17 protein-coding genes and 4 pseudogenes are annotated in these 24,472 nt (G+C 30.3%); 7 read left to right on the top strand and 14 right to left on the bottom strand.

The features are described from left to right. Positions 1 to 5 precede the first annotated feature (5 nt). The 10 genes and pseudogenes from DKT72_RS08465 to DKT72_RS08415 form a co-directional block, all read right to left on the bottom strand. Complete coding sequence (locus DKT72_RS08465; protein WP_111308305.1) at positions 6 to 1,547, bottom strand: MATE family efflux transporter; 1,542 nt, start codon at positions 1,545 to 1,547, stop codon at positions 6 to 8. Between the two features lie 111 nt (positions 1,548 to 1,658). After that, a complete protein-coding gene (locus DKT72_RS08460; protein ID WP_111308304.1) occupies positions 1,659 to 3,068 on the bottom strand; it encodes a UDP-glucose 6-dehydrogenase in 1,410 nt (469 codons plus the stop codon). Between the two features lie 56 nt (positions 3,069 to 3,124). Further along, positions 3,125 to 4,108, bottom strand: a complete 984-nt coding sequence (locus DKT72_RS08455) for a GDP-L-fucose synthase family protein (RefSeq protein ID WP_369074221.1) — start codon at positions 4,106 to 4,108, stop codon at positions 3,125 to 3,127. A gap of 97 nt (positions 4,109 to 4,205) precedes the next feature. Further along, positions 4,206 to 5,321 (bottom strand): GDP-mannose 4,6-dehydratase, encoded by a 1,116-nt coding sequence (gene gmd, locus DKT72_RS08450; protein WP_111308302.1) that lies wholly within the window; start codon positions 5,319 to 5,321, stop codon positions 4,206 to 4,208. A 751-nt stretch (positions 5,322 to 6,072) separates the two neighbouring features. After that, a complete protein-coding gene (gene glmS, locus DKT72_RS08440; protein ID WP_111308301.1) occupies positions 6,073 to 7,917 on the bottom strand; it encodes a glutamine--fructose-6-phosphate transaminase (isomerizing) in 1,845 nt (614 codons plus the stop codon). A 462-nt stretch (positions 7,918 to 8,379) separates the two neighbouring features. Then, a pseudogene (locus tag DKT72_RS18525) lies at positions 8,380 to 8,687 on the bottom strand (adenylyltransferase/cytidyltransferase family protein); the annotation flags it as partial. Between the two features lie 50 nt (positions 8,688 to 8,737). After that, complete coding sequence (locus DKT72_RS08430; protein ID WP_111308300.1) at positions 8,738 to 9,853, bottom strand: MraY family glycosyltransferase; 1,116 nt, start codon at positions 9,851 to 9,853, stop codon at positions 8,738 to 8,740. A gap of 261 nt (positions 9,854 to 10,114) precedes the next feature. Beyond that, positions 10,115 to 10,615 carry a transcription termination/antitermination NusG family protein gene (locus DKT72_RS08425; RefSeq protein WP_111308299.1) on the bottom strand — a complete coding sequence of 167 codons (501 nt, stop codon included), beginning with the start codon at positions 10,613 to 10,615 and terminating at the stop codon, positions 10,115 to 10,117. Positions 10,616 to 11,091: 476 nt separating this feature from the next. Beyond that, the gene (locus DKT72_RS08420) at positions 11,092 to 11,886 is read right to left on the bottom strand and encodes a hypothetical protein (protein WP_111308298.1); all 795 of its coding nucleotides are present in this window, start codon (positions 11,884 to 11,886) and stop codon (positions 11,092 to 11,094) included. Positions 11,887 to 12,208: 322 nt separating this feature from the next. Then, positions 12,209 to 12,601, bottom strand: coding sequence for a hypothetical protein (locus DKT72_RS08415; RefSeq protein ID WP_111308297.1), 393 nt, complete (start codon positions 12,599 to 12,601; stop codon positions 12,209 to 12,211). Positions 12,602 to 13,009: 408 nt separating this feature from the next. Between DKT72_RS08415 and DKT72_RS08410 the strand changes: the two genes are divergently transcribed. Continuing rightward, entirely contained in the window at positions 13,010 to 13,375 is a 366-nt protein-coding gene (locus tag DKT72_RS08410; RefSeq protein WP_111308296.1) for a LytR/AlgR family response regulator transcription factor, read from the top strand. A gap of 256 nt (positions 13,376 to 13,631) precedes the next feature. On the opposite strand, the gene DKT72_RS08405 is transcribed toward DKT72_RS08410, so the two are convergent. Beyond that, positions 13,632 to 14,024, bottom strand: coding sequence for a hypothetical protein (locus tag DKT72_RS08405; RefSeq protein ID WP_162623272.1), 393 nt, complete (start codon positions 14,022 to 14,024; stop codon positions 13,632 to 13,634). A gap of 273 nt (positions 14,025 to 14,297) precedes the next feature. Continuing rightward, positions 14,298 to 14,489 (bottom strand): IS3 family transposase, encoded by a 192-nt coding sequence (locus tag DKT72_RS18715; protein WP_111308294.1) that lies wholly within the window; start codon positions 14,487 to 14,489, stop codon positions 14,298 to 14,300. 401 nt (positions 14,490 to 14,890) lie between these two features. On the opposite strand from DKT72_RS18715, the gene DKT72_RS08395 reads away from it, so the two are divergent. From DKT72_RS08395 to DKT72_RS08385, 3 genes are all read left to right on the top strand, one after another. Continuing rightward, complete coding sequence (locus tag DKT72_RS08395; protein WP_111308293.1) at positions 14,891 to 15,691, top strand: hypothetical protein; 801 nt, start codon at positions 14,891 to 14,893, stop codon at positions 15,689 to 15,691. Positions 15,692 to 15,755: 64 nt separating this feature from the next. Further along, positions 15,756 to 16,085 carry a LytR/AlgR family response regulator transcription factor gene (locus tag DKT72_RS08390; protein WP_111308292.1) on the top strand — a complete coding sequence of 110 codons (330 nt, stop codon included), beginning with the start codon at positions 15,756 to 15,758 and terminating at the stop codon, positions 16,083 to 16,085. A gap of 1,194 nt (positions 16,086 to 17,279) precedes the next feature. Further along, on the top strand, positions 17,280 to 18,389 hold the full coding sequence (locus DKT72_RS08385) for an SPOR domain-containing protein (protein ID WP_111308291.1): 1,110 nt from the start codon (positions 17,280 to 17,282) through the stop codon (positions 18,387 to 18,389). A 925-nt stretch (positions 18,390 to 19,314) separates the two neighbouring features. Here DKT72_RS08385 and DKT72_RS18880 read toward each other — a convergent pair. Beyond that, positions 19,315 to 19,403: pseudogene (locus tag DKT72_RS18880) on the bottom strand (transposase); the annotation flags it as partial. A 20-nt stretch (positions 19,404 to 19,423) separates the two neighbouring features. Continuing rightward, positions 19,424 to 19,539: pseudogene (locus tag DKT72_RS18875) on the bottom strand (IS982 family transposase); the annotation flags it as partial. A 630-nt stretch (positions 19,540 to 20,169) separates the two neighbouring features. Between DKT72_RS18875 and DKT72_RS18520 the strand changes: the two are divergent. The 3 genes and pseudogenes from DKT72_RS18520 to DKT72_RS08375 form a co-directional block, all read left to right on the top strand. After that, positions 20,170 to 20,630, top strand: a pseudogene (locus tag DKT72_RS18520) (transposase); the annotation flags it as partial. 47 nt (positions 20,631 to 20,677) lie between these two features. After that, positions 20,678 to 23,518 (top strand): T9SS type B sorting domain-containing protein, encoded by a 2,841-nt coding sequence (locus DKT72_RS18605; protein ID WP_111308290.1) that lies wholly within the window; start codon positions 20,678 to 20,680, stop codon positions 23,516 to 23,518. Positions 23,519 to 23,536: 18 nt separating this feature from the next. Then, entirely contained in the window at positions 23,537 to 24,424 is an 888-nt protein-coding gene (locus DKT72_RS08375; RefSeq protein ID WP_111308289.1) for a PorP/SprF family type IX secretion system membrane protein, read from the top strand. Positions 24,425 to 24,472: the final 48 nt, after the last annotated feature.

Here is a 24,472-nt window from a genome sequence, read left to right as displayed (position 1 = left end):
ATTCATTAAGCTTTAATTATTCCTAACCGTTTGATGATAGGTAATATTAATTCATATATGATTTTTTTCTCGTTACTTTTTAATACGATAAAAGCTAAACCAAGAAGATTAAGGATAGAACATATTATAATGACAAGAGACAGTCTTAAATATCCTACTTCTAAAAAAATATGTAATAAACTACCAATTATAAAGACTATCAGTGCAACACTTAAACATCTGAAGACCACATCATTTAAAAACCCTGAAATTGACAAATTAAGGTTTTTATTTGCGTGATATAAAGTGATAAAATAAGACCTTGCCGCACTTTGTATAATGAAAACAATATATAATACATAGGGTTCATAGCCCATTGAAAACAAAATGGCGGTAATAATTAATGGTGTAAAAGCTAAAAGAGAAATGTATATTTGATATTTCTTAATATTTCCCACAGCGGCTATTGCAGGTGCTAATGTGACAAATAGTTGGTCGTGTAAGTTTTTTATCAATAACAATCTACAGAAAGTTACAGCATAATCAGGTACATCTTTTAACCATAAATTTAGTATTAAGGGCATTTCTATAATTACGGGTATTGCAAAAAAAGAAAGCAGAAAATATGAAAATTTACTACCTAATTTAACAGAGCTTATCAGCATTTTTCTATTACCAGCTCCTTCACTTTTTGCAATTACCGGATTTAGAGCTTTTAACATGGTATTAGAAAATGAGCTTAATTGCCCATTAACTTGATTCGAAATTCCTTGAGAAGCATTTATCAAAGTCCCAAAATACATATTCAGTACAATACCTTGACCATAGTTAGATAGCATTCCTGAGGATGATCCTAAAAGTGACCACCCAGCAAACCTTGACATTTCTTTAAATAATAATTTGTCTTTATATTTTTTTAAGTTAATATCTACTTCTTCATATTTTATGTGACAATATAATTGTCTACAAACCAAAAGTAAAATAATAAGAATTGCCATTAAAAAACCATAGCTTATAAGTTTGTCAAAAACAGTATAAGTAACATAATATGCGATAGCTAACTTAAGAAAAGCTTCTATAACACCAATTATGGCAACAAAAAGCATATTCTCATTTGCATTTATAACAGCATCGTATGGAACAGATATTATTGTAAAAAAAGTACTTACTATTAAAAATTGATATATAAGTTTGGCTGCATTAATTCGTTCAGGATTGATTTCTAATACACCATTAAAAAAAAAATATCCAGCAACTTCTAAAATTACAGTAATGGCTATGGCTATTAAAAAATGAAGAATTAAGCTTACATTGAATATGTTTTTTAGCTTCATATTATTAGCTTCACCCTTAGCATAAGACATAAAACGTTGTGTTGCAGAGGTCATTGCTGCATTCAAAAATGTAAGCATTGTTATAGCTCCCCCAACAACACTAAATATTCCAAAGTCTTCAGTTCCTAAAGCTGCTAGCACTAACCTTGTTACATAGAGTGAAATAAAAACGGTGATGACCATTCTGAGATATAAAATACCAGTGTTATTAGCTACACGTTTCGCGTCTTGCATTTATTTAATTTGAAAAGATTTTTGACTAAAAATTTTTTTGCCGAAAAAATGGAGAATAGGATGCTATGATATAATGCTGAAGTTTAAAATAATAATATCTTTAAACAAATCTTATTTTCCAATAGTATAGCTTTTGAATCCTATTTTATTTAGCTTATCTAAATCTAGTAGATTTCTCCCATCAAAGACAAAAGCCGGTTTTAACATTTCTATATATATTTTTCCCCAAGGGTATCCTAAAAACTCATCCCATTCTGTTAAAATAGCAATAGCATGTGCATTTTTTACAGCTTTTTCGTAAGAGTTATAGACTACCAGTTGTTTTAGTTTTTGTTCTATTTTATTCTCATTTAAACCTTTTAAAGACCATAGGTATTGCATGTCTGATATTATTTTAGCTTCCGAAACTTGAGGGTCATATATATGTATTTCGGCACCATCTTCTATTAAATGTTCAGCGACATATATGGCGGCAGACTCACGGGTGTCATTGGTATCCTTTTTAAAAGCCCATCCTAGAAAAGCAATTTTTTTACCGTTTACTGTGTTGAATAATGTGGTAATAATCTTTTTTGCAAATCTATATTTTTGATAGTCATTTAATTTGATTACTTGTTCCCAATAGTCGGCAACCTCAGGTAAATTAAAATATCTACAGAGGTAAACCAAGTTCAGAATATCCTTTTGAAAACAAGAGCCTCCAAAACCCACAGAAGCTTTTAAGAATTTTGGTCCAATACGGCTGTCCGTGCCAATAGCATGTGCCACTTCATTAACATTAGCTTCGGTAGCTTCACATAAAGCAGACATGGCATTTATAGAAGAAATTCGCTGAGCTAAAAAAGCATTTGCTGTTAATTTAGATAATTCGGACGACCAAACATTTGTAGTTAAAATTTGACTTGGCTTTAACCAGTGTGCATAAACTTCTACCAATGCAGCTATTGCTTTTTGCCCCTCTGGCGTTTCGTTACCACCAATTAAAACACGATCTGCATTAAACAAATCATCCATGGCAGTGCCTTCAGCCAAAAATTCAGGATTTGACAATACTTCAAAATGAACGCCATTACCTGTGTGGTCTAGAATCGTTTGTAATGTTTCAGCAGTGCGAACAGGTAATGTTGATTTTTCAACAATGATTTTATCAGACTTGGCTACTCTTGCGATTTGTCTGGCTGAAAGCTCTACAAATTTTAAATCGGCTGCCATGCCTTTGCCTTCTCCATAGGTTTTGGTAGGTGTATTAACGGCAATAAAGATCATGTCAGCTTCAGCAATAGCAGTATCCACATCCGTAGAGAAAAAAAGATTACGACCTCTTGCTTTTTCAACGACCTTGTCAAGTCCAGGTTCATATATTGGTAAATTTTCTAGATTTTCATCGTTCCAAGCAGCGATACGCGCTTCATTTAAATCGACGACAGTTACTTTTATTTCGGGACATTTTAAAGCAATGACGGACATGGTTGGTCCTCCCACATAGCCAGCTCCTAAACAACAGATGTTTTTAATAGTCATATTTTGTTGATTGTGAATAATAATTTAAAGTACCTTGTAGTACGTATTATTATTCATTATAAAGTTATTTGTTTAAAACTATCTTGGTTTTTTAAAAACCAGTCATAGGTGTGTTCAATACCAGCTTTAAGGTCATAACTAGCATGCCAGCCTAAAGCGTTCATTTTAGAACTGTCCATTAATTTGCGGAGGGTGCCATCGGGTTTAGTATTATCCCAAAGGATATCTCCTTGATGCTCAGTAATAGTTTGAATAGTTTTTGCGAGTGAGTTAATAGTGACGTCTTTACCCGTTCCTACATTGTATAAATACTCTGGTAATAAATGCTCTAAGGCAAATAGTACGGCTTGAGCTAAATCGTCAACATGTAAAAACTCTCGCATGGGTGTACCTGAACCCCAAAGAGTCACAGGCGCATGGTTATTTATTTTAGCTTCATGGAACTTACGCAACATGGCAGGTAAAACATGCGAGGTTTGTAAATGGAAATTATCAAAAGGGCCATACAAGTTTGTAGGCATTAAACTAACAAAGTCTTTGCCGTATTGTTTGCGTATAGCTTCGCAGGCCTTTATGCCTGCAATTTTTGCCAAGGCATACCATTCGTTGGTGGGTTCTAAGGACCCTGTTAGTAAATAGTCTTCTTTAAGTGGTTGTGTTGCTAGTTTTGGATAGATACACGAACTGCCTAAGAAAATAAATTTTTCAACGTTGTTGTTATGTGCACCATTAATGAGGTTATTTTGTATTTGTAAGTTCTCCATTAAAAATGGATATGGGTAGTTATTATTAGCTAGGATACCTCCCACACGAGCGGCAGCATCAATAACTACACTTGGTTTAATATCCTCAAAAAAATGATTTACAGCTTGTTGATTTGTTAAATCAAGTTGTTTAGAGGTTAATCCTATTAAATTGGTGTAGCCCTTGGCATCTAGGGCTCGCCATATAGCGGATCCGACCATGCCTCTGTGACCAGCAATATATATTTTTGTGGAGTTATTTATTTTATTAATCATTTTATTAATAAATTTAGTTATAAACGATTTAGTTTATAAGTTTTACAAATCAGTTTAAAAATACATCTACTAGTTCTCTTACGAAGTGTTTGTTAGTTTGTATTTTTAATGATGTTTTCTACTCAAAATAGTTTAAAATTTTATAGCCATTTTCTTTTAGGTGCTGTTCTTTTTGCATCAGTTCAATATCGCTAGCCATCATATCTTTTACTAAATCTTGTAAGTTATACTGGGGTATCCATCCTAATTTTGTGTTGGCTTTTGTAGCGTCTCCTATTAATAAATCAACCTCTGTTGGTCTGAAGTATTTTGGGTCTACATTAAGAACTTCTTTACCTTCGGGTAATTGAAATTCGTTATTGGTACACGCCACCACATAAGCTTTTTCATTAATCCCTGTACCTTCAAAATTAACTTCAATACCTAATTCAGCAAAACTCATACGCACAAACTCCCTTACAGGTGTTGTTTTACCTGTGGCGATGACCCAATCTTCAGGTTGTTCTGCTTGGAGTATCATCCACATCATTCGTACATAATCTTTAGCATGACCCCAATCTCGTTGGGCATCTAAATTTCCTAAGTAAAGTTTGTCTTGAAGACCTAAGGCGATTTTAGATACGGCTCTTGTTATTTTACGAGTGACAAAGGTTTCGCCTCTTAGAGGGGACTCGTGATTAAAAAGTATTCCGTTACAAGCAAACATATTGTAAGCTTCACGATAGTTAACCGTAATCCAATAGGCATACATTTTAGCCACAGCATACGGAGAACGAGGATAAAATGGGGTGGTTTCTGTCTGTGGGACTTCTTGTACCTTGCCATAGAGTTCGGATGTAGAGGCTTGATAGATTCTAGTTTTCTGTTCTAAACCCAATAAACGAATGGCTTCTAAAAGTCTTAGTGTACCAATCCCGTCGGCATCAGCTACATATTCAGGCATTTCAAAGGACACTTGCACATGGCTCATTGCCGCTAAGTTATAAATCTCGTCTGGTTGAACTTGTTGTATCAAACGTGTTAGATTGGTGCTATCTGTCATATCGCCATAATGGAGAATGAAGTTTCTGTTTTCTGCATGTGGGTCTTGATACAAGTGGTCAATTCTATCGGTATTGAATAAAGAACTACGTCTTTTAATACCATGGACAATATAGTTTTTTTGTAATAAAAATTCGGCTAAATATGATCCATCTTGCCCTGTGACCCCCGTGATTAGTGCGATTTTTTTCATAATAAAGTTTTAAGATATTGTAAATTGTTTTTTTATACAGCTACTTATTTAAGTAACCAAGATTATGACTGTATTTTACTACCCAAACCGTCTAAAAGAGTCATGTCTAAAGCTTTGCAAATAGGGCGTTCGGGTATAGTATCGTTGTTTTTGATCTCCTCCGTTACAAAAGCTAAGTCATAGTGTTTAGAAAAAGCTCATGAATTTTGGTGATGCTGGTAGTAACCGTGCGATCTTGATCTATAGATAAAAAGCATTTATCTACTACTTTTAGATTTCCTATAATAAAAAGACGTTTGTCTTGTAATAATTTTGAAAGTATCTATTTGGCATTTGTGAAGTGGGTTAAAATAGCCACTTACAATGACTGCTTTTGATTTCTGCATAAAATAATTTTTTTTATTTTACTATAAATATCATGATGGTTTATAATATCATCTTTAAAAGTAAATGACTGTATAAATACCTCTTTAGTATTGAATGATTTTAATGTGATTTTTATGCCTCAAAGTACCTAACTAATGTTCTTTAGCTTCTGTATCTAAATTGATATTAGTTTAGATTTGAACTAAAATATAAGACTCCGAGTGTTTTTTAATAATATTGGTAACAATGTCCTTGGTGAAAGACTTCAATGCATTTGAATTTGTAAAAGAGTCATTATACATGACATTATAATGATTTAATTGGTAGTTATGAAAAGACATAAGCAGTATAAAATTTTTAATAATTTAAGCTTTGAAAAGGGATTTTATTCTACTGTAACTGACTTTGCTAAATTTCTTGGTTGGTCTACATTTTTCCCCAATAATACAGCAATATGATAAGATAGTAACTGTAAGGGAATAGTGGTTAATAGTGGTGTTAAAGCTTCTAACGTTTCAGGAACTTCAATCACATGATCTGATAGCTCTCTAATATCAACATCTCCTTCAGTGACAATAGCAATGATTTTACCTTTTCTAGCTTTAATTTCTTGAATGTTACTGACTACTTTGTCATAATGTCCTTTTTTTGTTGCAATGACGATTACCGGCATATGTTCATCAATTAATGCAATAGGCCCATGTTTCATTTCTGCAGCAGGATAGCCTTCGGCATGTATATAGGATATTTCTTTTAGTTTTAGGGCGCCTTCAAGGGCAACGGGAAAATTATATCCTCTTCCTAAGTATAAGCAATTAGCTGAGTTTTTGTAAATATCAGCAATCACTTTAATTTGAGCGTCTGATTCTAATGCTTTTTCAACTTTTTCAGGAATCATTTCAAGCTCATGTAAATGATGTTTGAAATCTGAATTTGAAATATTGCCTTTGAATATGGCTAAACGTAAGGCAATAAGTGTTAGTACGGTAACTTGTGTAGTAAAGGCTTTTGTTGATGCAACTCCTATTTCTGGACCTGCATGCGTATAAGCACCTGCATGAGTTTCACGTGCAATAGACGAGCCTACGACGTTACAAACACCAAAAACAAATGCTCCTCTAGATTTAGCTAATTTAATAGCCGCTAAGGTGTCAGCAGTTTCACCTGATTGTGAAATGGCAATTACGACATCTTTTTCTGCAATTATGGGATTTCTGTATCTAAACTCCGAAGCATATTCTACTTCTACAGGGATTCTTGCTAAATCTTCAAAAGTATATTCTGCTACTAAAGCTGCATGCCAAGAGGTACCACAGGCAACGATAATGATACGGTTAGCATTGTTTAATTTTTCTAAATGATCTTCGAGCCCAGCCATTTTGATAAAGCTTTGATCGACTAGTAAACGGCCTCGATAGGTGTTTTTAATGGCATGAGGTTGCTCAAATATCTCCTTGATCATAAAATGATCATAGCCTCCTTTTTCCATCTGTTCTAAATTAAGCTCTAATTCTTGAAGGTAATAATCTATTACAAGACCATCTTTAATGTTTTTTATTTTTGGTTTTTTTCCCTGTTTTAATATAGCCATTTGATGATCTTCTAAATAAATGGCTTTGTTCGTAAACTGGATAAAAGGGGAGGCATCGCTAGCAATAAAAAACTCACGGTCTCCTATACCAATAGCTAAGGGACTTCCTAATTTTGCTACGACTAATTCATTGGGTTTTTTAGTATCAAATACAACAATAGCATAGGCGCCAGTAACTTGGGTTAAAGCCATTTGTACCGCTTTACCTAATTTATAATTGTGTGTTTTTTGCACATCCTCAATTAAGTTCACTAATACCTCTGTATCGGTGTCCGATTGAAACGTATAGCCTTTCTTGACTAAAACTCGCTTTAAAGCGTCGTAGTTTTCAATAATTCCATTGTGTACTAGTACTAGCTCTCCAGAACTGGAGGTGTGGGGATGTGCATTGGCATTAGATGGAATACCGTGAGTCGCCCAACGTGTATGTCCCATGCCAATACATTGAGAGGCTGCTGCGAAATCATTTAAAGTTTCTAACTCGGCAACTTTGCCTAGTGTTTTATATAGATTAACAGTTCCTTTAGCATATAAAGCAATACCTGCGCTATCATAACCACGGTATTCTAGTCGTTTTAATCCTTGTATAATAATTGGGGAAGCTGGTCTACTTCCTATATAGCCTACAATACCACACATGTTTCTTTAGTTATTAGTTGATTAGTGCTAATTGAGTTTAAAAAAAAAAGAGTTATAATTTTTTTAATGATCTTTAAAGAGGTAAGTTGACAATCTTGCTCTTTTTTAGTTATAGTTGGTAATTAGTTGAGAAATAATGTTAAGCTTAGAATAATTATGTCAGAAAATAGTTCTTAGCGGGAACGACTATTTTCGGAATGGTTTTAAATATAAATAATTGAGCTATTAATTCTTTTTTTTGTACATAAATCGCAAAACTGCAATCAACACCTAATTGGCCTGATCCTCTATCTAATTAAGGAGTTTTACCATTAAAATATCTTGAGTATAGGAGGTAAAACACATCTATTTTTAATAGGATGTTTAGGAATAGTCATTTTCTTTAAGATTAATTTTTTTGTATAAATCAGTTTTAGATTTTTTTTATTGTCTACTTTTAAATGTAATTTAATGCTTTCATTATTAATTATTTTGATGTCTTGATAATGTGTAAGAAAAACATTTGTGTTCTCGTTTGTTATAATATAGTTTAATACCTTTTGTTTTGCAGTATGTGCGCCTTGTAAATTTTTTAATTTATACCCATCTCCAACAATTCGTACATCACCTTGAAGCTTTGTAATATATCTTCTAAATCTTGTTTAGTACCTTAGGGGATAATTTCATCAATATACTTACAGCCTTTGAGTTGTATATGGCGTTCCAAAAGAGTTTGTCCAGGTTTGTTTTTCTGGTCTATCAATCGTAGGATCTATTTTTAAGTCTACTATATCATTATACCTATATTAGTAATTTAATAAAAAATTAGTGGTTATACGTTCTAAAAAAAGGGAAAAACAAATTTGCTTGCATCCTCTTTTCTTTTAATAAAGAATGGTACTAATAAAAGAATAGTACTTAACAATGCTACAATTACTAGATGTGTATTTATATTAAAATCTTGAAAAATAAATGTTATTGATGTAATAAATATAGTATATAGTGTAATGAGACCTGTTGCTTGTAAATGAGATAATCCTAAATCGATTAATTTATGATGTAAATGATTTCTGTCTGCTGAAAATGGATTTTTTTTGTTTTTTATTCGAATAATAAAAACCCGAAAAGTGTCAAATAAAGGAAATGATAGTAAGGCTAGAATAAAAACCGGTGTATTGTGAATTTGATACAATAACTCTGTATTTTTTTGCATTGAAAGTAAGCTAACAGACTGATAAGCCAATAAAAATCCTATGGTCATTGATCCGGTATCTCCCATAAATATTTTTCGATGATTTGATATATTATATTTTAGAAAAGCTAGTGTGGCTCCAATAATTGCAAAAGAAAAAAAGCCATCAACAAAATTTTTATTAAGTAAGTGATATACCCCAAAAAACAAGCTAATAATAATTGTTAAGGATCCAGCTAAACCATCAATACCATCTATTAGGTTAAAAGCATTAATAATTAGTGTAAAAACAAATAGTGTAAATACTATTGAAACAAATCGGTGCAAATCATGAATACCTATAATACCTTGAAAGGATGAAATTTTTATTTGCGAACAAATTATGATTAATAAAGTAGATAAGCATTGCGTTGCAAATTTTTTACGAGACGATATTTCTAAAATATCATCTTTAATTCCAACAAAAAATAATAGAACAAGGGAAATATTTAAAATTAGAGCATTAGACATTTCTTTCAAGTTACCAATAAGTGCTGTTAACAATGTTGTTGTTACAATAATACTTATAAAAATAGGGATGCCTCCAAGAGTTGGGATGTTATTAACATGAGAGCTTCTGTTATTTGGTTTCTTTGAGAGTTTTTTTGTTAAGTTAAGATAAATTATAACAGGAAAAACACTTAATGAAATAAAGTATGAAACCAAAATGATCATCACCGTAGCCAGAGGTATATACTCATTTAAAAATTTTGAAATTATATTCATAATTTTATTTTTTACTAGTTAAATAATTCTATCATAATTGTTATGGTATTGTTTTTTGCGTATTTCTTGAAGGTTTAAGAAATTAGCAGATTAATGTAAAGTCTCAACTTTGACACTCTTACTATATTCTTTGATTTTGAGTTTATTTGGATGGTTTTTAAATAAATCCATTCAGATGAAAGCATCTGAAATTTCACGGCTTCGCCGCTATTAGTCACATTTTTTGTGCTAATAGAGAAATATTACTAATTGTATTTTTATTTATTTTAGAGTTACTTTAATTGTAAAGCCTAAAGTTTCTAAAATAATCCAGCATACATTGTTTGATACTTTTTCAATAATGCCATTTGCGTCAGAAAACCCAAATGGTTTTAGGTTTATCGTCTTTCCAGGTTTTAGTACTTCAACTTCATGAGAAACTATATCTTTGTGTTGAGATACAAAACGTAATTGTTCTATTTCAGTTTCTTTAACAATGGCTGGTTTTCCTAGCCAAAATAAATAGCGTATAGTACCTGGTATTGAAAAAACTTTATCTCTAAGAGATTCTTGGGTTTTTATTAAAATAATTGAGGGTAAAATGGGCACGCTAACTTTCTTTTTTCTATCACTCCAGATTCTTGTTTCTATTCGTGATGGACAAAAAGCCTCTATATCAAAGTCTGAATTATTAATATGATCTTCAATTTTAAATTCTTGTTTTGCTCTAACGTACAATACATGCCAATTTAAATTGGATTTTTCTTTATTAACTAAAGACATAGTCGCTTTTTTGAGGCAAAAATAGATTGATTACATAGTTTACCGCAATGTTTGTAATAAGTGCTTGTTATTTGTTTTAATGAACTGTATTTTTAGAGGAATTGATTTTGATTATCTTTTTTTAACAGTCTAACTTATTGTAGTTTCTTTCAAGTGTATAAATTATTATTAGTGAAGAATTAATATAAAAGAAATAAAATGACTGATTGAATTACTAATATACTCTAAAAAGACTTAGTATATGATCATTATAGCTTATAGAAAGCGTGGATTATAAAAATATCAAAATTTATAATTCAATAAAAAAGAAAGTTTGAGTCCTATGTACATGCAAAAATTTCCTTTTGGAAATTAGGAATTATATACGCTTCTGAAAAACAATAATATTGTTTGTAGGAAACCTACCTAATTATTGTATCGGTTCACTAACAAAACTTTTGTTATACGCAAAGTGATTATGTGTAAACAGCCATTCTTCATAATTTATGGTTTTTTTTGTACTTTTTTATGTGAAGTGATTTGTTTTCTAAATCATTATAAAAATTGATTAAATCAAAATATATATAAAGATTTTGTTCTTCTAATTTTGCTTTTTTAATATATTTAACACAGGCAATTTTATCTTTGTAAGTTTTTAATAGTTTTTTCTCGAAACCATTATGGTCTGAAATAAATTTAGTTCTATTGATTAGATTAAGTTCAAAGATTCGCCTTATTACATTAAAAAAGTTATTGACTTTTAATTTATAGGCTAAATTTTTTTCTATATTATTGTTAGAATTAATAATTTGATAAGATATTCTTGATTTTGCGTTGAGGTTATTGGTGATTTTTAAGTAACAATAGATACTTTGTTCTTGAGTTATATCTAAGTTAACAGTTGCATCTAAATTTTTCAAAAAATTTTTATGGGTTTCTTCAATAAATGTTTTAATGAGTTCAGTAATAATTGATGCTTTAACGTTATCTGTATTAAAATAATCAACTACTTTTTTTGAAATTAGTAGAGCAGCTTGTTTAGTTTCTTCTTTCACTAAATCATAACGATCAATTTGTCCGTTTTCTATAGCAAGATAAACAGTTTGAAATAATTCTCTAGTATTATACTTTAAATATAGCTTGTGTAAAATTAAGTGGTAGTCAGAAATTTTTAAATCGAGGAGGTTACATATATCTTTTTCAGAATATCCCAACGCATACGTCTTCAAAATAGCAGATTCTAAAAATTCTAATTTTAAATTTACATAATTAATTTTTTTTTTATTTAGCATAATAAAAGTTATGACAAAACAAATTTATAAAAGTGTAAATCTGTATCGTTCTAAATGGTTATAAAAGGCTTTTACTTGTTTTAAATGCTAAAAAAAATAAATAAATGTTTTTTTGTTGAATAACAATAGAAGACGGTAAAATAAACTACTTAAAATAGATAATGCAAAGTATTATAGACTATTAAAGAAAAAACATACTTGTGATAATTTTGTTATACTTACTTTTATCGGTGCTATGTTTGAAAAGGATTAAACGAATAAAGCTTAAGAAGATGTTTCTATCTTAACATACTAAAATTTGATATATTATTTCCATTAGCTATTATAGTTTTATTGCATTTAAAACATCATTAAAAGGTATGTTTGAATAAGTGCATTTTAATAGAAACTCTGAAAGTTCATTTAAATTGCTATTAAAAAAACCAACTTTAAGACAGTACTTTTTCAAAATAGTTTCTATTTTATCAGTAATAATATAATTTTTAGATACAGAATTGTAAAAGGAATAGAGATATTCAAATTGAATATCAAAGTCGTATTCAAATTCAATGATATCTTTGGGATTTAATAATTTATTTTGAATTACACATGGGGTAATTCCTAAATCTTCACCAAATTTTTCTGAAATTTCTTTCTCTAATTCAGTAAAAAAAGGATCACTAAAGGTTTTGTGATGGTAATGATGAAATAATGCTGAGAGTTGCACATTGCCCATTATGCTATAGATTAATTTAATATATAAGCAAAAATAATTTATTTTTTAAGAATCTATGCTCGTTTTATCATATTTTTTAACATTAAAACACTGAATATTAATGTTTAGACTTTTTTTTTAGCAAAAACTAAAAATACTTATTTGTCGATAAGTAGCAAATATTATCATCTATTGTGAATAGATGTCATTTATAATAAATATTTTTAATGCTTTAAATGTAATTGCCATGCAGAATATATGTGAATAAATTATTCTAAATTTTACCTAGTTAGATATATGTGTAAGTGTTTTCTTTGGGGTTATATTTTTTTGTGTTTACTTATAGAGTGTTTGCTCTTAATAAATTAGAATAGTCTTTTAAAAGAACATTTGTTTTTTATAAAAAATAGTATTTTACAAGTATAAATAATGGAAAAAAATAAAACTCAAAACGATTCGAAGGCAACATTAGAGCATATAGCAATCAATACAAAAGAAAATATAAAAATAGTAAAGGCCTCTAATATATTATATTTAGAAGCCTCTAGGAATAGTACAATAGTATATTTACAGAATAAAACTAGTTTTAAAGCGTTTAAAAACTTAGGATATTATGAAAAATTATTTAAAGAGATTCACTTCATAAAAGTACATCGTAGTTATTTGATAAATGTGGCACATCTTGAAAATATTTTTAAAGATAAGGGTGGATATTATTGTGTTCTAAAAGAAAATTGTATTGTTCCCATTTCTAATAGAAAAATTCCGTTTATAAAGAAATTTTTGCACTTTTAATTAAAAATGAATTTTCCATTCTATTTGTTTATTAATAAAAACCACATCTTTTATGGTGGTCATGTTTAAAGGCTATGTTATTTTTTAGGTATCTAAAACTTTTTAATATGAGTAAATCCATAAAATTAACATATGTGTCTTACTAATGTGACTATCACATTGTATTTAGTTTCAGGTATCGTTTTTGGATACTATAAGGCATGTACAAAATGATTAGTATAAATAGAACTTGGAAAAATGTATTAATCTATTTAATCTACATATTATTTAATAGGGGTAATAAATCGGAAAAAGCAACATTTTTTTTAGCGTTGATCAATAATGTCTTTGATAGTTTATCTATATTACTATTATAAAAACCGATCATTAAGCAATATTTTTTTAATATTTCCTGTATGTTTTTTTTTATTACGTAATGTTTGCTTACAGAAACATGTAATTTATATAAAAACTCAAAATTACTTATAAAGGATTCTTCATTTTTCAAATCTTTTTGAGATGATAAGAACTTCTCTATTTGTTCTTTATTAATTCCTTCATCTTTGGCATAATTTTCTAAAATTTCTTTTTCTAGCAATGTTGAATCTTTATTGGAATAAACCATGTCGTAATAATGATAAAAAATCGAAAGAGAGTTAGTATTTTTCATATAGGTTAATTTTAGGACTCATAGTTATGAGTATTTAGTTGTTTTGATCTGGATGGTGTAAAATTATTAATAAAACATTATAATTCATGAATGTTTAATGGTGGCAAATAAATTTTACTGTAAATATTATATTGTAAGTTATTAATTTTTGAGAGTTTTGTATTAATAATACGCTGTTTGTAAGTCATTATCATGCATATTAACATATTAATGGAGTTTATTTAGTTTAATGTCTATGGCTGCAGATTACAATTGTCCTGATAACTATCGGGATTAGACTGTTAATTTATATACCATATCCGGTGTTTTAAAATCTAAAGATAAGTGTAATCTTATTTCGTTGTATAAATTAATTGCATTTTTTGTAGCTCTTTTCGTGTTAGTTGTATTTGTAAAGGTTTGGTATAGATAAAATTCATCTTTAAGAATCTCGTTAACCTTTTTGCCAGTGCATTTTCGTAACAAAGATTTTCTTTAGTCTTACTAACATCTATTTTATTTTTTTTCAGAATGTATGTGTGTGTTTTCAGTTTAAAAGATTTTAAATACCGTCTCATTACTTTATCATTTCTATACATAATGCTCAAAATTATGCACCCTTATTTCAGTTCGTGGTACAAGAATAATATGCATTTCGTTTTTTAACATAGCCATTTTGTATGAGCAACTTTAATGAGCTGAAAATTTACGATCATACTTTTGTTCATTTGAAGTTTTCGGTTTATATATTAAAAATTTTAATTAATTCATTTTTATGACACTCGTATTAATATTAAGTCACTTATTACGATTGCAAGTCATTTATAACGTGTTCTGTACTTTTAATTGTTTTCATAGATAAGTTTGTCATAAAATATATTTTAAAAATGATAAAACCTACTAAGGAGTTGTGTATAAGTGATAACTTGAGTTTAAAAGCTTTAAAATTGAATTTTTCAGAATCTGCAATACTTAAAATGTATATTTTAAATTATTCTGAATTTGAAATTCAGAAACTTTTAGAAATTGAGGCAGATGAATATCACTTAGTCATTGATAATCTGTTTTTTAAATATAGTTCTTTAGATTTATTTGAAACAGCATTGTTGGGTATTAGTTTTGGTCAAATTGATCGTTATGATTTGGTTAAAGATGAAATTAAAAAATTAGCCTTAAAATATTCAGAATATATATACGATTATTTGGTTGCTTCAGATTATATAATAAAGAAAGAAAACTTAATCCTTGATGTTTTGTTAAATGAATTTATTGTAAAAGCGTATATGGTGTTTATTAAAAATAGAGATTTTAATGCTAGTATTAAATTAACTACGAAAGAAATAACTTACTGTAAATTCAGAATTTATAATATTGGGTCAAATAATTCTGAAGAAATGAATCAATTTGTCACAGCAAACAAGAATATTGAAAATATATTGAAAGATAAATTGGAAGTCAGTAATTTTTTTAATGTTATAAGGAGTATTTTTGAGCTGCAATTGGTAGAAAGAACTACTTTTTTTAAAAATTATAATGATTTTAGTAAAATGGTTAAAACAGTAATTTATGATAAAATTGTTTCAGTTAATGCTATGAATAAAATTACAGCTAAAGAGAAAAGGCTATATATATATTTTGATCTCTTAAATTATTACAACATGTTAGAGGATAAACTGCTAAATATTTAAGTCGAGTTTAATTCCAGGATTGAATTAAAAGAATAACCTTTTGTTACCAAAAAAAATATAATTTATGCCAAAGTACATCGCTATTAATTCTCATAAAGGAATTAAGGTTTTAGAAGTTTCTAATATAGTCTATTTAAAATCCTCAGGACGTTACACCTCTATTTATCTTCAAAATAAAACGAATACCTTAGTTTGTAAAAATTTAGGATATTATGATAAATTATTTCAAGATAATGATTTTTTAAGAGTTCATAATAGTTACATAGTTAATGTTGCTTATCTAAATAATATTGTTAGAGATAACGGAGGGCAATATTGTATATTGTCAGATAATTATATCGTTCCTATCTCAAATCGACGATTTTCTTCTGTAAAGGAGTATTTACATTATTAAAAGCTATTTAATATGATTTAGTAACACTATAAAATAATCCAGTATTTTATATATAAAGTAAAGTTTATTAAATACATTATAGATAAGTTTTTTTTTGCCTATAATGTTAAAAAACAATCTTTTTAGTTTGATAAATCTCCAGTTAATACATTTTCAAGCCAGTTATTACAAATTTTGAAGACGATTGGTTCTTACATCTATTTTTGCAAATTAATCATAGGCTTAAAGCCATTTGTATTGATATATTTTAAATATGTGATTATATACTGGGATTTAAGTTTAAAGTAATAGAATATAAGTATATAAAAATTGTTTTGAATCACATCAACTGGAGGTGATTGTTTTAGTTAAGTATGCCTTCTGTGATGTAATGTTATAGCCAAATATATTAAAGAAAGTATGAGTTTTATCTAACTTCTTTTGTTTTTCCAAACATTAATTGTGTTAAAAAAAGTGATCAAACAAATGTGTTGGAGTGTTTTTAGAAGCTTTAATAAAAACTCTTAAGGCAGCTAAGAAACATAGATATAAATTATTAAAAGTATTCTACCAATCAGAATTTTGTGACTGGTAGTGGCGAAGCAATCGAACAAAATGAGTTTATGGCTTTATTATATTCAATAAAAATAACTCAAATATTAAATAAAGATGAATCAAGATAAAGGAAATACAACTGAAGTGTTTAGGATTAAATAAATTCATTATATTTTATGTTTTGCATGCAGAAAGAAGATGCTAAATCTAAAATTTATTAGATTCTATATTAGGAGCCTTTGGTAAATTATTTATTAAATCTTGCGAAAGTGTTGGTTTTGCTGCCTAGAAAATTTTGATAGGTTTCAAAATAAAATGACCAATGTTTTATTAAGCGGTAAAATACTTGTAATTGACTTGTTGTAAGGTAGTTAAATAAATAAAACTACTTGTAATTGTATTATTATAATAACAGTTGCAACAGTTTTATTGTAAGATAAGTTCCTGATTTTAGACCTCTCAGATAGAAGAACATGCATTATGAGTTCTACTTTTTACTAAAAATTTACCAGCTTATTCATTAAATTTTTTCAATAACAAAAAACAAAAATAAGGATATGTCATTTATGATATGAACTATCCTTTGGCTATAACTATGTTGTTATAGATTAAAGAATAAATGATCCTTCTTCAAAAATAAACCTTAAAAACAATAGTCACATGAAAACAAAAAACTTATTAATTATCCTACTATTTATAATATCAATTGATGGTATAGCACAATCCCTCGTTTTGAAAACTGTTGAAAATTATTCTTTTAATTTAGCCTTTGGAGTTAATTTAATAGACAATAGTAATGAAGGTCCAATTCCATTTGATGTGGACAGATGGGATTTTAATACCCCTTTTTTTATAACGGCAGAAAGATCATTTACAGATAATTGGACGGCTTCACTTACACTTTCATCTAACAAAATATTACTAAATGGAGAAACTACTAAATATTATTATAGTGCAGATGTTTTAGCAAATTTGTATTTGGATAAATTACTTTTTGATAATGAGGACTTTAATGTTTACTTAGGACTGGGAGGGGGAGTATATAACATAAACCATATAACAAAAACTAATTTTGACCTAACGGCTGGTTTTAGATACTGGATTTCACCTAGAGTTGGCGTTTTAATAAATATGATTGGAAAAGTTAATAAAACCAGTGTTGAAGGTATTGGAAACCATTACCAGTTAAATACAGGATTGGTTTGGAGAATAAAGGGCATAAACCCAATAGCAAAAAGGAAAACTAACTTATTTGAAAAAAATGTGGTTTCTCGGCTCGAATCAATAGAAGATATGCTTAAATCTGAGGCGGAAACTAATAAAGAATCTATTGATAGAGAATTAAAAAACCAAAAAGCTTTAAGCAAAATTAAAGATTCTATAAATACTTCCATTAAGGTATCTCAAATAGAAATTATTCAAAAAATAGAAGAAATAGAATTAAAGCAAAATAAAATTATTGATTCAATTAATAAGAAAAACAACAAAAAAGAAAGAGTTTATACCTTAGAAAATCCAGACGACTCATCTATTATAGAGAAAGGTTACTATGTTATAGTACACGTGCTTAAAAATAAGGATAATGTGGATAAGTTAGAGAAATATTTGACTCAGCGTAATATTCCTTTTCAAATTTTTAAAGAACATAGAACGGGTAGGTATTATGTAAGTGCAGGATACTTTAAAACGTTGAGGGAAACACTAGATTTTAGAAACACTAAATTAAATACAGACGTATTTAAGGATAGTTGGATATTTATGCAAAAATAACATTCAATCAATATATAGATTAGAAATAAACTCTACTAGATGGTTCTTAGTATAGTTTGTCTATAAAAAAAGTACGTATACATTATATGCGTGCTTTTTTTATTTAATCAAAAAGAATTCCTCGAGGCTCTGTATCTGGATTTTCGTTGAAATTGTTATTCTATTGAAACCTAAAGGTTCAGGTGTACATGTCTCTAAAATTTTAAATAATGAATAAAACGGGAGTCTAAATAACAGAATTTATTTTTTTGACTGCTTCTTAGTCAAAATGAAACAAGCGAAAAAGCTCTATCGATCTGTGTGGAGGATAGTGGGTTTCAAGAAATTCTTTTATTTTTAAAAAACATAATGTAGTTTAAAAGTTAAAAATTCTTTTTTAACTAATTTCAGAAAAGTCTAAAGATACAATTGTTAGTATCTTCCTATGGAGTTTTTACATCCTGGCAGCTAAAATGACATTGCTAATTGTAGCTTGTTTCTTTTGCAACCTTTGTTTGAACAGAATTTTGTAAAGGTTTAAAACTTATGTTTGACCAAATGAGTTTTAAATGTTTCTTCATTTGGTAATTCTTTAATAACTACTTAAAAATATAGAAACTAAATGGCTAACCTAATAAAAAGATATTGAAATAAGAGTTGAAGTGTAAGCAATAATTTAATCTAATTTATAGCTTACAATAATGTCTTATACAAAAGTACCAACACCAACAATAATAAGTTCTCTAATTTTAAAAACTATGTAGTAAGCATTAGTATTAAAAAAGCAGACTACGAATAGTCTGCTTTAGCCCCAAATCTTACCTTAATTACTACTCATAAAAAGATAATGGTGCGAATATAAATCAATAGGTAGTATGTGTTGGTTGTTTTGTAACATGTGTGATTATAGTGTTTTATTCGATTAAAAAATCTTATGTTTTAGCTAATCATTTATGGTTTCTAAGACCGAGCGTTTTCTGAGCAATATTTTGTCTCTCAAACTCATTGTGCATTTTTCATGTTATATATAAGGTTAATGGCAGTATATTGAATTACATTAATTCAACAAAACGATTGTATGAAACTGTATTAAAAAATCTTCTTGAAGGTTTTTTGTAAATATCAGGGATATAGAAATTTTTAAAAGTCTTATACTACTTAAATGGAATAAATCGGCAATGTGGAATTTATAAAAGGCAAAAAATAAAGTGTTAATTTAGTTTTCATTATTAAATAAGGCTGAAAAATTAATTGAAAATATAAAAAGTATCTAATGACTCAAATGGCTGAGATGTTGCTCTTTTTTATTACAAAGGAAAAACTAAACCTATTAGGAGTCCAATAGTTATAAATAATGGTTTAGTAATTGAATTTAAGTCTCTTTATGAGACTTGTCTAATTTTTTGTTTCTACAACATCTTTATGCCTAAGTAGGTATAGTAATTCCAATGTCACTTTGTCTTGCTTAAAAGATAGGCCATTTTTAACCTTAATACATTTGATTTTGATATGAATTATATCATCTATTACAGTTTTTAGTTGTTTATAACATATAGTCTGTTTTAAATGTTTTTAATAGATTTCTTTGTGTTCAGTTTTTTAAATCGTAGAACGTATTTATCAATTATGCTTAATTTATTAAAGCTATTTTTAAAATCTTTAAAGACAACCTACTTATTATATGAGAGAAAAATATATTTTTTAACCTGTTGGGTGTAATTATTGGCAGCAAAATAAATTGCCTAGATATTTATTAATATAGTGAATTTTATAATATTGAAATTGAAAAACAAACCAAGTGTTCTATGCTTCTCAAAATAACTGGTTCTAAGGGTATAAATTGCTTATAGTTTGTTCCATAAATGGAATTTTCAATTCGTTGGATATTATAAAAACAGAAGTTCAAGATGTTCATTTTTTGAAAAACATAAAACAACAAATGTCTGATTGTGTTTTATCTGGGTGTCAGAGGTTACTTATCTCAGAGTATTCAATTGGATTTGTTTCAAACTGTAAATGTCAAATAGAGCTAATCAAAAAAATATAAGATACATCCCTATATTCTTATAAAAGCAAGAAAAAAAAATCAATATTATTTCACAACTCTGCGACCATTCCAGAATCAGAAAAAATTATGCTAAAACTTTTCAAGTTTTTAAAACAAGAATTTTGGAAAAGATAACAGCATTAACATTGGTTCGACATATCAATAAATTCATCTTTAATAAACCAATCAAAAATATTAAAAATCAAACAATTTAATTACACACAGGTTATAACATAGTAAATAACCATTAAAAACCAATTTTATGAAACAAAAATTACTTGGAAAACAATTTTTAATGTTGTTTTTTTTATCGCCACTCTGGCTATTCTCCCAAACAACGATATTTAATCATACGGGAGCAATGGAAAGCTACACCGTTCCTGCGGGAGTAAGCAAAATTAATATCACCGCTTTTGGTGCTCAGGGAGCATCAGGAGACACAGGATATGTAGGTGGTAAAGGTGCTAAAATGTCTGGGGACTTTGATGTAAACCCAGGTGATGTCATTATAATTGCTGTTGGAGGCAAGGGCCAAGGTCAAAGCAGCGAATCAAACGGCGGCGGTGGCGGTGGAAGTTTTGTCGTTATTAGCGACCCTACTTCCCCTTATGTAATTAGTGCCGGTCCATTTTCAGGCACAGCCGTTACTCCACTAGTTATTGCTGGCGGAGGCGGAGGAACGCGAGTTGTTGTTCTTCAAAACGGTAACCCAGGGGTTACTACTCTTCTTGGAACAACTGGATCTATTGATGTTGAAACTGGAGGAGGAACACCAAACGCAGCAGTAGAAGGCGACGGAGGTTTTGCACCTTCAGAAAGTTGGGGATCCGGCGGTGGCGGATTCATAGGAAATGGAGCCAATGACTATATCTATGGGATTGGTGGAAGTTCTTTCCTAAACGGAGCAGCCGGTGGTACCGGTGGAGACCCTGAAGCTGGTGATAACGCAGCTGGTGGATTTGGCGGTGGCGGTCAAGGTCGTGGATACTACGGCGGCGGCGGCGGCGGCGGCTATACCGGAGGTGATAGTGGCAGGGTAGCTGGTGGTGGTGGATCCTTTAATACTGGTAACAACCAAGTTAATGAATCGGGGTTTCAGTCAGGAGATGGACAGGTAGTTATTACCGTACTTTGTGAACCTTTAATTATTTCCCCTGTTGATACTGTGGTATGCTCAGGAACTTTGATAACATTAAGCGCAATTTCTAATCACGGAGGTACTGTTACTTGGGATAATGATATCACAAACGGTACGCCTTTTACAATTTATACTACAACAACTTTTACAGCTTCAAGCTCATCAATTGATGATTGTGATACTGAGATAACTATAAATGTTTCAGCACCCACGGTAACTGTTACTTCACAAACCGATGTTACTTGCAATGGGGAATCTAGCGGTGCAGCAGCGGTTAATGTAACAGATGGAACAGCACCATACACGTATTTATGGGATAATGGAGCTACCACAGCCTTAATAACAGGGCTTTCAGCAGGTACATATAAGGTAACGGTAACCGATGCTATTGGTTGTACAGCAACCGTCTCGGCAACAATAACCGAACCTACTGCTTTAGTAGCTTCAAGTGTAGATGCTAACGTAAGCTGTAATGGCGAAAGTAATGGATCAGCTACGGCTTCAGCTACGGGTGGAACAGCACCATACACTTACTTATGGGATAATGGAGCTACCACAGCCTCAATAACAGGGCTTTCAGCAGGTACGTATAAGGTAACTGTAACCGATGATAATGGTTGTACAGCAACCGCCTCGGCAACAATAACAGAACCTACTATTTTGGTAGCTTCAAGTATAGTAGATGCTAACGTAAGCTGTAATGGTGAAAGTAATGGATCAGCTACGGCTTCAGCTACGGGTGGAACAGCACCATACACTTACTCATGGGATAATGGAGCTACCACAGCCTCAATAATGGGGCTTTCAGGCGGCACGTACAAGGTAACTGTAACCGATGATAATGGTTGTACAGCAATCTCCTCGGTAACAATAACCGAACCTACTACTGCTTTAGTAGCTTCAAGTGTAGTAAATGCTAACGTAAGCTGTAGTGGTAGCGACGGATCAGCTACAGCTTCAGCTACAGGAGGAACAGCACCATACACGTATTCATGGGATAATGATGCTACTACTGCAACTATAACAGAAGTAGAAGCAGGGACATATATTTGTACTATAATGGATGCAAACGGCTGTACCCAAACAACTTCAGTAGAAATAATATTGCTTGACAAAACACCACCAACAGTGGTAATACAAGATATTGTAGTACAATTGGATGAGATTGGAGCAGCAACAATTGTACCTAGTCAAATAGACAATGGTTCTACAGATAATTGTTCCATTAAAACCATGACTCTTGATAAGGATACCTTTACTTGTGACGATTTAGGGGTTAATACAGTAACCTTAACGGTAACCGACTTTTCAGGGAACAGTAATACGGCAACGGCCATAATTACGGTAGAGGATAATATAGCACCAAAAATCATTGCTAAAGATGTTACCATAACATTAGACGACACCGGTTTGGTTAGTGTCACAGCAGAAGAATTTATTGATGAAAGTTATGACAATTGCAGTATCTCAAGTTTAAGCATTGACCAAACAAATTTTGACTGTGCTAACTTAGGAACGTATACCATTACTTTAACAGCAACAGACCTTAGTGGAAACACCACTACAGAAAAAGCGATACTTACCTTGACAGGATTGGACACAGATGGAGATTTAATAGCAGACTCTTGTGATGATGATGATGACAACGATGGCATTTTAGATTCAGATGATTACTTTCCTAAGGATAACACACCGCTATTAGTTCCGGCACAGGCATTTACTCCAAATGGCGATGGCATAAATGACAGTTGGGTAATTCCAGGGATTGATAATTATCCTAATTCAGTTGTAAGGGTTTATAATCGATGGGGTCATGAAGTCTTTGCAACCAATGGTTATAAGAACAATTGGAACGGAACGTTTAAGTCCAATTCTGAAAAATTACCATCAGGGTCATACTTATATGTGATTGATTTAGGAACTGGTTCAGCACCATTACAAGGTTGGATATTTATCAATTATTAATAAAACAAAGTCAATAAAATGAAGTCAATATATAGAATTGTTTTACTCTTAGTATTAGTAACGGTTACTAAAGTAGAAGCACAACAAGACCCGAATTATACGCTTTACAGGTATAATATGAATTTGATAAATCCAGCTTACGCAGGATCAGAAGGGACTACCAATCTTGGTATTAATATCCGTAGCCAATGGGCCAACGTTAAAGGCGCACCAGAAACGCAAAGTTTTCTTTTTGGAACTCCGATAGGTAAAAATGTTGGATTGGGATTGTCAATAATTAGCGACAAAACCTTTATAGAAAAGCAGACTTCGTTAGCCCTTGATTTTTCATATCATTTAAAATTGAATGATGTCTATGACCTGTATTTTGGAATTAAGGGCAGCTTTAATTCCTATATTGCCAATGCAAATGGTTTGGTTACTTATGGTGTTTCACAAGACCCAAAGTTGATGAATCTAGATGGACGTTTAAATCCGAATTTTGGAGCAGGTTTATATTTGAAGCATAAAGATTATTTTTTATCTTTTTCAATACCAAAAATCTTGAACTCAGACAGACTTGAAGAAGAAAACGGTGTTGCAACTGTAGACGCCAGTAAAAGACACATGTATTTAGCAGGAGGTTACAACGTTAAATTAAGTAACGATATCGTGTTGAAACCAAGTGCCTTATTACGTTATGTAGAAGAGTCCCCGCTATCCATAGATTTGACGGCGATACTTGAATTCAATGGTAAGATTGATTTAGGGGCAGCATATAGGATTAATGAAAGTGTTAGTGGTTTGGTTATATTTAATTTATCTAGAACGATGCAGATAGGCTATGCTTATGAAACATCACACGAAAGTTCTGTGAGGAGTATGGATAATGGAAGTCATGAAATAATGATAAATTTAAAATTTTAATGCCTATATAGGGTTAATCTGTTTTCAAGTTAATGCAAGAGGCTGTCT

Source organism: Confluentibacter sediminis, from assembly GCF_003258355.1.
In the GTDB taxonomy this organism is placed as follows: Bacteria; Bacteroidota; Bacteroidia; order Flavobacteriales; family Flavobacteriaceae; genus Confluentibacter; species Confluentibacter sediminis.
Note: the sequence above shows the minus strand (reverse complement) of the source record. Positions and strands in the feature narration are given on the sequence as shown.